The organism is Parabacteroides sp. TM07-1AC, from assembly GCF_003480915.1.
Lineage (GTDB): Bacteria > Bacteroidota > Bacteroidia > Bacteroidales > Tannerellaceae > Parabacteroides > Parabacteroides chongii.
Genome location: NZ_QUKD01000001.1, coordinates 620,456 through 634,381, shown reverse-complemented (window position 1 = coordinate 634,381; position 13,926 = coordinate 620,456). Strand labels below are relative to the sequence as shown.

At 42.4% G+C, this 13,926-nt stretch carries 13 protein-coding genes; 5 read left to right on the top strand and 8 right to left on the bottom strand.

Annotated features, from left to right (window positions below; genetic code table 11):
• Positions 1 to 16 precede the first annotated feature (16 nt).
• Positions 17 to 529: a lincosamide nucleotidyltransferase Lnu(AN2) gene (lnu(AN2), locus tag DXD68_RS02675; RefSeq protein WP_004308783.1), complete on the top strand. Its 513-nt coding sequence runs from the start codon at positions 17 to 19 to the stop codon at positions 527 to 529.
• Between the two features lie 10 nt (positions 530 to 539).
• Complete coding sequence (locus tag DXD68_RS24210; RefSeq protein ID WP_004308782.1) at positions 540 to 683, top strand: hypothetical protein; 144 nt, start codon at positions 540 to 542, stop codon at positions 681 to 683.
• A gap of 292 nt (positions 684 to 975) precedes the next feature.
• Here the strand turns inward: DXD68_RS24210 and DXD68_RS02670 are convergent, their stop codons facing one another.
• From DXD68_RS02670 to DXD68_RS02635, 8 genes are all read right to left on the bottom strand, one after another.
• Positions 976 to 1,329 (bottom strand): nuclear transport factor 2 family protein, encoded by a 354-nt coding sequence (locus DXD68_RS02670; RefSeq protein WP_004308780.1) that lies wholly within the window; start codon positions 1,327 to 1,329, stop codon positions 976 to 978.
• An 88-nt stretch (positions 1,330 to 1,417) separates the two neighbouring features.
• Entirely contained in the window at positions 1,418 to 2,821 is a 1,404-nt protein-coding gene (locus tag DXD68_RS02665; protein ID WP_004308779.1) for a hypothetical protein, read from the bottom strand.
• A gap of 211 nt (positions 2,822 to 3,032) precedes the next feature.
• Positions 3,033 to 3,992 (bottom strand): toprim domain-containing protein, encoded by a 960-nt coding sequence (locus tag DXD68_RS02660; RefSeq protein WP_118308880.1) that lies wholly within the window; start codon positions 3,990 to 3,992, stop codon positions 3,033 to 3,035.
• 214 nt (positions 3,993 to 4,206) lie between these two features.
• A complete protein-coding gene (locus tag DXD68_RS02655; protein ID WP_122360506.1) occupies positions 4,207 to 5,283 on the bottom strand; it encodes an AAA family ATPase in 1,077 nt (358 codons plus the stop codon).
• A 14-nt stretch (positions 5,284 to 5,297) separates the two neighbouring features.
• Positions 5,298 to 5,606 carry a DUF3853 family protein gene (locus DXD68_RS02650; RefSeq protein WP_007842330.1) on the bottom strand — a complete coding sequence of 103 codons (309 nt, stop codon included), beginning with the start codon at positions 5,604 to 5,606 and terminating at the stop codon, positions 5,298 to 5,300.
• 223 nt (positions 5,607 to 5,829) lie between these two features.
• On the bottom strand, positions 5,830 to 6,849 hold the full coding sequence (locus DXD68_RS02645; RefSeq protein ID WP_122360181.1) for a hypothetical protein: 1,020 nt from the start codon (positions 6,847 to 6,849) through the stop codon (positions 5,830 to 5,832).
• Between the two features lie 10 nt (positions 6,850 to 6,859).
• Positions 6,860 to 8,152: a YhcG family protein gene (locus tag DXD68_RS02640; RefSeq protein ID WP_122360180.1), complete on the bottom strand. Its 1,293-nt coding sequence runs from the start codon at positions 8,150 to 8,152 to the stop codon at positions 6,860 to 6,862.
• 66 nt (positions 8,153 to 8,218) lie between these two features.
• Positions 8,219 to 9,502, bottom strand: a complete 1,284-nt coding sequence (locus tag DXD68_RS02635) for a site-specific integrase (protein ID WP_122360179.1) — start codon at positions 9,500 to 9,502, stop codon at positions 8,219 to 8,221.
• A 707-nt stretch (positions 9,503 to 10,209) separates the two neighbouring features.
• Here DXD68_RS02635 and DXD68_RS02630 point away from each other — a divergent pair.
• Genes DXD68_RS02630 through DXD68_RS02620 form a run of 3 tightly spaced genes read left to right on the top strand, consistent with a single transcriptional unit; the run spans position 10,210 to position 13,904 of the window.
• A complete protein-coding gene (locus DXD68_RS02630; RefSeq protein WP_122360505.1) occupies positions 10,210 to 12,330 on the top strand; it encodes a KamA family radical SAM protein in 2,121 nt (706 codons plus the stop codon).
• Between the two features lie 36 nt (positions 12,331 to 12,366).
• Complete coding sequence (locus tag DXD68_RS02625) at positions 12,367 to 12,912, top strand: ferredoxin domain-containing protein (RefSeq protein ID WP_122360178.1); 546 nt, start codon at positions 12,367 to 12,369, stop codon at positions 12,910 to 12,912.
• A gap of 35 nt (positions 12,913 to 12,947) precedes the next feature.
• Positions 12,948 to 13,904, top strand: coding sequence for a hypothetical protein (locus DXD68_RS02620; RefSeq protein ID WP_122360177.1), 957 nt, complete (start codon positions 12,948 to 12,950; stop codon positions 13,902 to 13,904).
• Positions 13,905 to 13,926 lie beyond the last annotated feature (22 nt).

Here is a 13,926-nt window from a genome sequence, read left to right as displayed (position 1 = left end):
ATTAAAGAATTATTATATGACAAAGAAAGAACACACTACGATTACAGAGTTATTTCAAGTTTTGGACTTGTTGGAAAGCCTGGACATGCAGTTTTGGTTGGATGGAGGCTGGGGAGTGGATGTCTTGTACGGACAGCAAACCCGCTTGCATAGAGATATTGACATTGATTTTGATGCCAATTATACAGACCAACTCCTTGATCTTTTGCAGGAGAGAGGATATCAAATTGAAACAAATTGGTTGCCCACCCGTGTGGAACTGTATAGCAAAGAATTAGGCTATATTGATATCCATCCTTTTGTCTTGAATGCGGACGGCACTTCCAAACAAGCCGACTTGGATGGAGGCTGGTATGAATTTCAACCGGACTATTTTGGAACAGCAGTCTTTGAAGGCAGAAGCATCCCTTGCATTTCTGCAAAAGGGCAACAAGTATTCCATTCGGGCTACGATTTAAGAGAGAAGGATATTCACGATTTATCTATAATTAAACAATGTATAACAACAATGAGCCTAACAATTAGATAAGAACAAGAAAATGACAGAAAAACAAATTGTCTGGTATATCTTACTTACAGAAGTAAAGATAGACAGTGACACCCAGTCTGTCACATCCCTGAGTGTAGCTCCATTGGCAGTCTTGCCGGAATTCCAGCGTAAGGGAATTGGGGGGGGATGTTGATTCAGTAAGCCCATCAGAGGGCAGCACTTTTGGGTTACGGCACAGCAGTCGTATTGGGGCATAAAGAGTATTATCCTCGATTTGGCTATCGCAAGGCTATCGATTTAGGAATTGAATTTCCTTTCGAAGTCTCTCATGAATATTGCATGGTGGCTGAATTAATACCTGGAGCTACTGAGAATGTGAAAGGTATGGTTTGTTATCCAACTGACTTTAAATAGTTTAACAAGTAAAATTCATTATATAACTCGGACTGGGTATTTCAATTTCCCAGTCCGTATTCTGATAGTACTTATTCAATTGGAAGATTGTGTTGCTTCAAGAATGAAAGTTTATCCCAATACCCTCTTTGAAAGACGATTTTGTTATCTTTTACATGAAAAAATCCGCATCCACGAAGTCCAAGAGAGTCTTTCCATTCCATGATAGCCCATTCGCCATCTTCAAAAATATTTTCCACCATACAAACCATTTTAGCAGTGGCAAATTCATTCACAAACATTTTGTAGATTGATTCTTTACCTATTATTGGTTCGTTTGCGACTTGATGATTTACTGCATTAGTAGCATACAGCTCTGCTATATGATAAGCATCTGCTTTGTTAAAGCAATCTATCCATTTTTCCAAAACTTCTTTAGGCTTCATTTTTTATAAATTCTTAGGATTTTGATTCTGTAATAAAAACAATCTGTTGGGATGCATAGATACTTGATTTTATTAATAATAGGCTATTCTATATTCTAAATCCTCTGGATTTTTGCTCTCTCTGCACCGAGTTACGTAGATTCTGCTGTAACTTTTCCCATTGTTCCTTAAACCATTGTACTATGGGTTGTCGGTTTATGGTCAGCATAAGCTTACCACTATCCATCGGATGTTTCTCAACCCTAAAAATATCATTCTTGATGTCAAATTTCCACCTGTGTTCTTCGGAATAAATTTTGCCACTACATTGTATGGATTCTTTCTTTGTCAAGAGGTTTTCTATCATGTCTTTGGTAAACCCGATAACAGCGCATAATTTTTCCATTCTCAACATCTCTTTGAACATGGGAAACCATTTGTGGGCTTTTTCAAGCAAGGTGCTCAATCGTGATATTTCCTTGTCTTTGGCTTCAAGTTCTTGATTATGTATTCTTTGAAGATTACGAATTTGTCTGCTATGCTGTTCCTGTATTTGTTGTATCTGAATTTTTAATTCATCAGTAGCTTTGTCCCGTTTGGTAATTTCCTGATGTAGCTGCTCGATGTGATGTTCCAGTTCTTTCAGCTTACCGCTTCCGAAAAGAGAACCTACACCGCTTGCTATGGCGGTAGCAGCATTGGTGGCTGTTTTCTTTAGTTTGTCCGTGCGTATCTCTGCTTTTACCTGTTTGAGTTCCTGTTCGGCAAGGCTTACTTGTTGTTCCTTGTGTCGCTTGGTTTCCTCTATACGTTGCAGTTCGGCTTTCTGCTTCTCAATGATGAAATCATTTCGTTCCAGATGCTCTTTACCTGTGACAGCTTTTGCCTGTCCACGTTCCATCAGGAGAATATCGGAAGCAAGGGTCTGCATGGTTGCCATATCCTCGTCATTGAGCTTTCGGCTCTTTCCAGTTTCATGGTTCATCCAGTCGAATACGACATGAGCATGATAATTTGGTTTGAACCATCTGTTACCGACTTGGAAGCTCTCCTTGTCTTCTGCTTCCGGCTGACCGTTCAGCCAATGCCCTTCGTCTTTATGCAGGAAAATCTGTAGCGGAGTGATGCCCCAGCGTCTTTGGCACTCTTCACCGAATTTGCGTACATCAGCCAGTGTGGTGTCCGGTCTGATAAGCAATACTCCTTCACGGATGGGTGAGCATCCCGCCACCTTGATAATCTTTCCATTCTTTCCCTTGCGTTCCCTTTCCTTTTCCTGCATGGCACGTCCGGTCTTTTCCTTGACCATTTGCTTGATATTGTCATAATGAGTTCGCAGTTCGGGAGTGCCGAAGTCGGGATTTATCCACTGTTCGTTATCGGTGGAAAGTTCGGGAACGACATAGATTCTGGACTCCCCGATATTACGCATATACTCGGCAGTCCTTCGGTTGTGTGCCTCGCTCGATGCGATGTTGCAAGGCTTGATATGTATGCTTGATTTTGTTGCCATAGCTTCTTTCCTTTGTTTACAATTGATTTACTTTGCTCGCTTTCGCAGAGGGGTTCTTAGGGGTAACCCATAAGCGGAGATTGCAAAGAGAGGGTCACTCTTTGCTCGGGGTTCTCAGGGGTGAAACGCCCTGAGTGGGTCATTAGGGCAAAGCCCTAATCCCCTCGGGAGAGCCCACAACTACGAAAGCGAAGCGTGTAGTTATAGTGGGCTATAACCGGAAGCCTTTCGGTTTCTTGGATAGCGTATCATTCCTCTTTTTGACAGATTGCGCTTGCTCTTTCCTATCGGCTATTCGTTTCTGTAAATATTCGTTCAGATCTTTACATCCACTGTAGATTTGCGAGGCGTCACGTATATACCGGGTAGCATCATACTCCTTTCGGATTTGCTGTATTGCTTCCATTCCTGCACGGTCATTGTCAAAGAAACAGTGGATGCGCTCATAGCTTCCCAACGGATAGAGTGCCTTGGGAACATTGGCTACGGAATTAAGAACTATGTAATCCTGTCTGTCGAAGTCGGGTGATTGCGGACAGCTTTCCAGCCTTAAGGTAAGAAAGGAAAGGTAATCCATAAATCCCTCAAAAACGTAACATGCACTCCTTGGCTTTCCTGACTGTCTGATATGGGATATTTCTTTTGGTGCGATACATCCCTTGAAATATCGGTTGCGGATTTCATATCCGCCCGATATGTTCGGAAAGGCAATGGCGAAATACCGTTTGCCGTTGTGGGTGAAACGGGCTTCCTTACATTCTCTTTTCGCCAGTGCCGTGTTTATCCCTCTTTCCTGTAGGTAGGCAAGCAGGGAAGGAGAAGCCAGCAGCACAATGTCCAATTGCTGAAAACTCGGTTCGGAAAATGATTGCTTGCCAAAAGAGAAAGAGACGGGATGTATGTGTGGTGTCTGTTCCTCGATTTTCTGTAGAAGATAAGGCACATAGTCGGAACAGTAAAGTTCCTGTGCCAGTGCAATGATGTTTCCACCCCTGCCAAGCGCAAAATCATACCATTGGTTACGCTCGGTGTTTACCTTGAACGATGCTTCGGTTTCCTCTCTTAGCGGTGATTTGTACCACAGGTTGATACCCTGCTGTTTGACGGGTGAATATCCCAAACTGTGCAGAAAATCCGCTATTTTGATTTGTTTTGCTGTCTGTATGTCCATAAAATGATTGCTTTAATAATGGTTGAATTGGTTTATTTTTCTTTTCGCCCGTACCTTTTTATGAAGTACGGTCTTTATAATCACTTCACTTTATTTTCGTATATATAGGATACGGTAATAAAGTGAAGCGGTTTTACATTCTCTGCAACCGCTTCGCTTTATCCTTAATATATAGACCTGCCGAATAAAGTGAAGTGATTACAGGTTAGACGGTCTAATAGTGAAAGTCCGGCTTGAACGTGTATTTCCTGCCGTTCTCCTGTACTATCATCCGTTTGTTCCGGAGCATGGTGATAAGTGATACCGCCTTTTGATGGTTCAGTTTTACACCTACCGACATATATGTCTTGATTAAGGCGGTTTCCAAATCCTTATAGCCGTATTCCTCTTTCAGCCCGAAAGCCGCTTCCAGTGCTATACGGTGCTGCTGTTCGGTAATATGTCTGTAAGGGTCGAACTTTTCCTCTTCCGGTCTTCCGGGTTTCTTCGCTTCGGGTCTGTACCCCTCTATGAGTTCAGGCAATGCATTGTCGTTGATACGGAAAGCGAAAGGCTCGAAATCCATTGCACGGATGTGCATGGCTGAAACATTGCTTATATCCCCGTTGCTTTTGTCCTTTTCCACTAGAAGCACGGTTTCCGCCTTGTTGTTCAGTTCCGTACCGATATGCCCCCTTGCGTTTTCATCGCCTTTGTTCTGGTGGAGTATCGTATGGATGTGTATCTGCCTGTCATCCGTCCACTGCATCAGTTTGGAAATAATGCGTGTCGATTCTCCGGGACTGTTGATGTCATATACCATATCACGGATGCCGTCTATGATTACAAGCCCTATGTCCGGTGTATTATAGATAGCCTGTTCGACAATCCTGATACGCTGTTCGGGCGTGTATTTCCTCAAAGCGAGAAACTCCAGATGTTCATTATCCCTGTCATCAGGAAGACCGGCCAGCCGTAAAATACGTTTCATGACTTTCAGACAGTGATAATGGCTTTGTTCTGTGTCCACATAAAGAATCTTCCTTTTTTCTTCCGGTAGTTCCGCAACATACCGCAGTACCGTACCGTTTTTCAATGCGGCGGCTACGATAGCCGATACATTGAAAGTCTTTTTACTCTTGGCTTTGCCGATGGATGCACTGAAATTGCCCAGTGTACCAATGACCGAACCTTGCACTTTTAGAATCTCAGGTGCTTTTTCGTAGATTTTCGACAGGCTCAGGCGTGAGGCTTGCCAAAGGATTATTGCCTGTTCTGCCGAAATCTCCTTTATTTCTTTCATATAGTCCATAAGCATACCTCCCATTATTTCCGTCCTCCTGTTTTCTTCCCGGCAAGCTCAAGAGCCAATTCCGCATCTACGATAATCTTGCGCCCTATCTGGGTAATCGCCTTGTCTATCTTACCGCTTTTCTTTATGCGGTTGGCAGTGGGCAGACTGCACCCGAACAGTTTGGCTATACCGAGTATTCCGTACACATACTTCTTTTCCGTGTCTGTAACGGGTTGCGGCAATGCTTCGGCCTGACCTGAAGCGTGCTTACTCAGGAATATGAATTCTTCGCCTGTCATTTGCCAGACGGGTTTTGATAATAATTCTTGGATATTTGTCATCGTCCAATCTATTTAGTCGTTAAACAATCAGCCCTGCGCACTGGCTGTTATTTCTGTTCTCGAACGATGCAAAATTAGGTAGGGTTATGAGTGGTAAGGATGGGGACGGTACAAACTGAATATCATTGTATCTTATTGAATATCAGAAAACAAAAATACCACTCAAAAATTATTTTGAGTGGTAAAAGTGGAACTTTCGTAAAGTATCAGGATATATCACGGATTATCTGAATATATGTTCCATTTCCTTGGCGAAATTTTGGTTGCTGTCACTGGGGAAATCTGAAACAGGCTCCTTGTACTTGGATTTGTAGTAGCTGTCGTCAATATCCAGCAGTTTCAGTATTCTGTCTTTCCATTTGTCCCTGTCCTGTTTGGAGAGTTTCTCGCTCATCAGGAATATCAGATAGCATACACGTATTTTCTCTCTCGGTTTTATTTTCAGCTTACAGTTGCAGGGGTGAAGATTCATATTGGCATAGAAATCTGGTGCGGAAATTTCTTCGAACTGTTCTCCTTCGCACACCTCATGAATGAGCGAAAGTAATTTCATGCTGAAATATTCCTGTTGTTCTTCTGTCGTTTCCTGCTGACTGATTGGCTCGCTTGATTTATTCTCTTGCTTTCCGTCAGGAATGTATTTCTTCAATATATCCAGAAAAAGGCAGCTTTGACGGTATATGTCCGCACAACAGTTCTTCATATATTGGAATGCCTCTGTTCTTGTAGCCTTTTGCTGGTCATAGAGTTTGTTCAGTTTGGCTTTTTCCCTGTCATATTCAGCCTTGCAGCGTTCATATTCTTTCTCTGCCTGTTTTTCCTCTTCGGCTGTATGCTCCCTGTAACCAATGGAATCATACCTGTTGTTGGCTTCATTCAGCGGCTTGCTCAGACTTCTTGTAACATCCAGCTGGGCTTCAATTTCCTGAGAATACCTTTCCATGTGCTGATAGCAAGCACGTTCTATGGCTCTGTCACTTAACGGGCGTATCTCATAAGCCTGTATGCTCTTTTCTATTTCAGTTTTCAGGCTGTTGAGTATCAAGGTGTATTGCTCTTTTTGCTTGTCAAGCACCAGTTCAAGGATAGCGGCTTCAAAGGATTTCATGTCATTATACTCCTGATAGAAATCCGATATGAATTTCTGCCTGTCAAAAGAAAAAGTGTAATTATCTATATAGTCTCTGTATATTCTGTTGAGTTCTCCATATTGGGGAATCATCGTCTGTATTTTTCCTGCCATATACTTTATATTATGGGTTCTTGTCCTTGTCAAGGAATAAGGTCAGTTCTTCTTCCACTTCTTCTATACTCGGTAGGGCAGATTTCAGATTTTCGGGTACTGCCTTGCTCAACTGATAGTCGCTGATACCTATCGGCTGGTCATATCCAGCCAAGGCATATTGTGCCACGACCTCATCCTTACCCCTGCACAGCAAAAGACCGATGGTCTTGTTATCATTTTCTCCCCTCAGTTTATCATCTACAACATTGATATAGAAATTTAACTGCCCTGCATATTCCGGTTTGAATGGCGTTGCTTTCAATTCCACGACGACATAGGCGTGGAGCTTGATATTATATAGGATCAGGTCGGCGAAAAAGTCACTGTCCCCAATCTGGAAATGTTTTTGTCTGGCAACAAAAGCAAAGCCGTTACCCATTTCCAGCAAGTAACGGGTTACATGCTTTACCAACTGTTCTTCTATATCCCTTTCGTCAGCCTTTTCCTTTGCTCCTGCCAAGTCAAAGATATACGGGTCTTTTAACAGATAATTGGCAAGATCGCTTTGAGGTGCCGGAAGTGTGGCAGTGAAGTTGTTTACCTTGTTACTCTTGATTTGTCTGTCATACAGATTACTTTCAATCTGCATTTTCAGCACATTACTGCTCCAACCCATTTCTACAGATTGTTTCATATACCAATACCTTACACCTAATGGTAGCGGATTATTGAGTATGACCATATGGCTTGCCCAATTTATTCTTGCAATCGGTGACGCCAAGAATAAATCTTCTATATCCTCTATTTTTATTTTATAGATGGTTGCTACTGTTTTTGCTACATTCTGAAATTGCGCAGGAACCTCCTGCGTAATTTCTAAAGATTGATTATCAGCTGATTGTATTTGCGCAGTAAGCTCCTGCGTAAATTGCCCGCCGTTGAGTTTAAGGACTTCATTAGTAATGTTTTGAATATTAGGGACTGACAGTATTGAATCTGCTTCAATAAAGCTACGAAGTACATTTAACGGATATAAACGGGCAAACTGGCACATATAAGTAAGATTACGCTCCGAATATCCTTTCTTCTCAGGATAGTTGAACCGGATTGCCTGTGCCAACTTCTTGATAATTTTACCACCCCAGCCATGCAGGTTTTGCTGGTACAGTATATAATTGCCCATTTTCCAGTAATGGAACAACATCTGGGCATTGGCAGCTGTAATGAGACGGACTTGCGCCTGTTCTATTTCCGAACCGACAGCATGGACAAAAGCGTCAAAATTCCTTTTATCTATATTATGATTATTGTTACTTTCCATATTAATAAATCTTGTTCTGACAAAGATAACTTTAATAATGATAATCTATGAAACTGATTGATACTTTTATAGTTGGTTAAACTTGTTCATTGCATTAGCCTTAATATCATCGGCTATGTCAATGTACGGTTTCATTGCCTTGTAGTCGCTGTGTCCCGTCCATTTCATTACAACCTGTGCTGGAATACCGAGAGCCAGCGCATTACAGATGAATGTCCTTCTTCCTGCATGGGTACTGAGCAATGCGTATTTCGGGGTAACTTCATCTATGCGCTCATTCCCTTTATAGTAGGTTTCACGTATAGGTTCGTTAATTTCTGCCAGTTCTCCCAGTTCTTTCAGATAATCATTCATCTTCTGATTGCTGATGACTGGCAGTGCCATGTGATTTTCAAAATGAATGTCCTTGTATTTTTCAAGTATGGCTTTACTGTACTTGTTCAGTTCAATACTCAGACTGTCTGCCGTTTTAACGGTGGTAACTTCTATGTGGTCGGACTTGACATCACTTCTCTTTAGGTTGCGAACATCTGAATAACGCAGACTGGTAAAGCAGCAGAACAGGAAAACATCCCGGACACGTTCCAGATATTGTTTGTCTTTGGGTATCTGATAGTCTTTCAGTCTATTCAATTCGTTCCATGTCAGAAAGATTACTTTCTTTGAAGTGGTTTTCAATTTCGGTTTGAATGTATCGTATGCAATGTTTTGGTTATATCCCTTTTTGAAACTCCATCGCAGAAACCATTTGAGGAATCCCATCTGTTTGCTGATGGTACTGTTTCTCATGTCTTTCTTGTCACGCAAGAAGTTTACATACTCGTTTAGTCCGAACTCATCGAAATACTCAAAAGTTACATCTTCTTTGAACTCTTTGAGGTGATTTTTTACGGCTGTAAATTTTTCGTATGTGGATTCTGTCCAGTTGTTCTGATTGCCACATTCCTTGACAAACTCATCAAATACATCCCAAAAACTTATTTTAGTGTCTTCCTGCTGCTCCTCGCTGTTATTTTTCATTCGCAAATTGAACGCATCTTTCAACTGTTGGGTCGTTGGCATGACCTCCTGCACCTCAAATTCCTTGAAAATATTCTGGATTTCGGCATAGTATTTCAGCAAGTCCGTATTGATTTCGGCTGCACTTTGCTTTAGCTTGTTGGTACATCCGTTCTTTACCCGCTGCTTATCTGCATCCCATTTGGCTACGTCAATCCGGTAGCCCGTTGTAAACTCGATGCGTTGGCTGGCAAAGATGACACGCATACGGATGGGTACGTTCTCTACGATTGGCACACCGTTCTTTTTCCGGCTCTCCAATGCAAAAATGATGTTGCGCTTGATATTCATAATTGGGTGCGTTTGAAATTCTACACCCAAATATACACCCAATTATTGAGATAGCAAAAGACATTTAGAAACATTTACTTTTACTCTATATTGTAATTTACACTTGATTATCAGTCGTTTGCAGTTTTATGATATTCTGTGAAAGTATAAGTTCGAGAGCCTCTCTCTCCGCAAGATTACCGGATACAGGTAAAATGTAAGAGGTTCTACAAGATATTTGTAGGGCCTTTTTCGTATATTATATTTTAATAATGGGGTGATTTATCGTAGTTAAGCCGGTTTCGACTATAATGAAATAAAAAAAAGTCTACTTTCACAAGTAGACTTTTCGTAATACTTATAATGACCAATACCTTTACCTAAAATGAGAGGCTTTAGCCTCAAATATTACTTTCTACAAAGATAGAAAAAGTTTTTGATAAAAACAAAATCTAACTCATATTTTTCAAGGTTTATGTAAAAGTAAAAATATCCTCTTTCTTATATAAATCCGGAAATGAAATCAAAATGTAATAAAAAGCTCATAAGAATGTCATTTTGCTCTTAAAATTTTATCAATTAGGATGTTTTAAAAGTGAAAATTCATGCGTTTCCGATTAAAAATATTATATTTGTAGACAAGTGTAATGTATCCCCGGACATAATCTCTCCAGGTAAGCGGCATGATTCACATATTATTCTAATCTATCTAAAAAGCAGTGATGTTTATGATTAAAAGAAAAGAACTAACGTACGACAATTCTTATTTACTCAAAGTGTTTAACAGGGACTTTCCTCATTTGGTGACAATGGCGGAAGAGAGTCTGAACGTGAAACTGTTCAGGGAGGCTCTACGCTCGTTTGTTTCTTCCCGGATTGAAATCAACGGAGGTGGCAGTAATATGGGAAATGCCGTGGCGAAGCGTATTTTGCTTTTAATAGAATATGATGGATCGCCGATAGATGAACTTTCGACCGGTGAGGAGATGCCTATACAGACTATCACTTATTTCTGGCAATTACTGGCAGGTAAATTAACAGAAGAGGTTTCGCCTGACCTGTTTATAGATCTTTACCATCAGTTCATGTTGTTGGAGCATCCGGAAGTGGCGGAACCGGATCGTGCTTTGGTAAAACGCCAGATGAATCGCTGGCCTACAGGATTGGATGAAGATGTTATTGCCATACGTGAGGCTAATAAAGACCGTATAATAAAGCGGCTGATCCGTAAGATCGAGCGGAGGAATGCACCTTCGTCCCGTTTTCAGTTCTCACCGGAAATGACCTATGATGAAAAGTACGATCAGGTGAAAGAATGGTGGAATACAGCACGTTTCCATTTGTCTCTGGCAATCAAAAGTCCGACAGAACTGAATTATTTCCTGGGAGAATCTCTTTCGGAAGAAATGATGCATCTGCTTGCGCGGGCTAGGAAGAAAGGTATGCCATTTTTCGTCACCCCTTATTACCTGTCTTTGCTGAATCCGGAAAAAGATGGATATGACGACCAGGCAATCCGCTCATATATCCTTTATTCAAATGAATTGGTCGATACCTATGGAAGTATAAAAGCCTGGGAAAAAGAAGATATAGTGGAAGCCGGTAAACCGAATGCTGCCGGATGGCTATTGCCGGAAGGACATAATATTCACCGCCGTTATCCGGAAGTTGCTATCCTGATCCCTGATTCAATGGGGCGTGCCTGCGGTGGTTTGTGTGCTTCCTGCCAGCGTATGTATGATTTTCAGAGCGAGCGTCTTAACTTTGATTTTGAAGCATTGAAGCCGAAAGAAACATGGGATAAGAAGTTACGCCGTTTGATGCATTATTTTGAAGAAGATGCCCAGCTGCGCGATATTCTGATCACCGGCGGAGATGCTTTGATGAGCCAGAACGCTACATTACGTAAAATATTGGATGCCGTCTATAAGATGGCTGTCCGGAAGCGCAAAGCGAATGAATTGCGTCCGGAAGGGGAGAAGTTGGCCGAGTTGCAGCGGGTCCGTCTGGGATCGCGTTTGCTGGCCTATCTGCCTTTGCGAATAACCGACGAACTGGTCTCTATCCTTAGAGAGTTCAAGGAAAAAGCATCGACTGTCGGAGTTTCCCAGTTCATTATCCAAACACATTTCCAGTCTCCTTTGGAGGTAACTCCGGAAGCAAAACGTGCTATAAAAGCGATACTCGATGCCGGTTGGGTGATTACGAACCAGCTGGTTTATACCGTTGCTGCTTCCCGTCGCGGACATACGGCTAAATTGCGGCAAACACTCAACTCTGTCGGGGTGATCTGTTATTACACCTTTTCTGTGAAAGGCTTCCATGAAAATTATGCCGTATTCACACCAAACAGCCGTTCACTCCAGGAACAGCATGAAGAAAAGATTTTCGGAAGAGTTCCTGATGATAAATTGGCTGAACTGGACGATATAGTGACCAACAAGCGTCCTTTGGGCAGGAAGCTGTATAATTTCCTGCGTGAGAATCATTTGCTGTTCGCTGCGACAGATCGTAACGTGCTGAATCTTCCGGCAATAGGCAAGAGTATGACATTTAAGACTGTAGGATTGACAGCCGAAGGAAAACGTATCTTGAGGTTTGACCATGATACCGGTCGTCGCCATAGCCCGATCATCAATAAATTGGGGCAGGTATATATTGTAGAGAACAAGTCGGTGGCAGCCTATTTGCGGCAATTGGAAGAGATGGGAGAGGATGTGAAGGAGTACCGCAGCATCTGGAATTATTGCGAGGGAAAGACTGAACCACGTTTCAGCCTGTATGAATATCCCGATTATCCGTTCATGATTACAGAAAAGATGACCAATCTTGAACTCGAAAGCGAGTAAAAGTGTATCTTTGTGTCCTGCTAAACCAATAAAAAGATGATACAGAACGAAAGAGAAATACGGCACGAACATGTGTTAGAGGCTGTCCGTCAGATGATGACGGCTGCCCGTACGGCTCCCAAGGGGAAGGGAATCGATATTATAGAAATAGCAATGGTTACTGACGAAGATATACAACGCTTGTCTGACGAGATGCTGAAGGTGGCAGCTGAAACCGGATTGAAGTTTTTCTTACGTGATGCGGATAATGTTCTGAGTGCCGAAGCGGTCGTGATACTTGGTACACGCCAGCAGGTGCAAGGTTTGAACTGTGCACATTGTGGTTTTGATACCTGCGTGGAGAAACCGGCAGAAGTGCCGTGTACCATCAATTCAGTGGATTTAGGTATTGCCATCGGGTCGGCTTGTGCTACGGCTTCCGATTTACGTCTGGATACGCGTGTTATGTTTAGTGCCGGCCTGGCTGCGCAGCGTTTGGGATGGCTGGGTGAGGATAGTAAATGCGTCATGGCTATCCCTGTCAGTGCTTCTTCGAAGAATCCGTTCTTTGATCGTAAGCCAAAAGAACACCCCGTGAAATAATTAGCTGGAATTAGGACAAATAACACGATGACTTTATGATAAAGTTTGACAACAAACTTGAACTACGTTATTCATTTAACGATAAATCCGCTTATATGGATGCCTGGATTAAACATCGGTGTGAGAAAGAGATACTTTCCATGCTGCGTGTCCTGGCAGATCTGCTGGATGTGAAGATGACTGCCCATTGTGAACCCTTTTCACAGGAAGGCGGATATCGGGTCGTATGGCCGATAGCAGGCGAGAGTTCGCGCTCTATCTCGGTAGTATTAAATATTCTGATGCAGGTTTTAACCAGGCCGACCTTGTCTGTCGGCGGGCAGCCTTTGGTAGACCGGACCAATACGGATGAGGAAGATATGCAGAAAGAGATCTCCCTCCTGAAACGTTCGCTTAAATTGAAGCAGGCGGGAGCTCTGATACCTCGCGAATTGGTAGAACTGTTGGCTTCCTGGCCGAAATTCTGTAAATATAAATCCAACTTCTATGAAGCGTTGCGCGGATATCCCAAAGTGACGAAAATTAATGTACGGGAATTGAATGACAAGAACCGTGCCCGTTCAGGTTCTCTGGAAGTGAAACGGGAACAGTTCGATTACTTTATCCTTCGTTCGGACGATCTGCCGACTATCAAGGATAATAAAGCAACGATTGAAATAATCTCGCCGGTATTGAAAGACAGTCGTTACCGTTGGAAAGGCATTTATAACAAAGGGGGCGAGACGATCGACTTCTATATGTGTGACGAAGATTTCAAAAAGCAGATGTTCGACGAAAAGATTTCTTTTACGAGCGGAATGTGTATCGATTGCGTACTGGAGATCGCACGTAAATTAAGCGAGCTGGGTGAGACGGTCAACATCAGCTATACGGTGACTACCGTGATCCGTACCCGTTTCGATAAAATGGAAATCGTTACCCCGCAAGGCAAGCGTCATCTGCGTAAGCTGGAGGCGGAGAAGAAACAACTTACACTCGACTTATTTGGCTAACTTTTCCTATCTTTACGCCAAA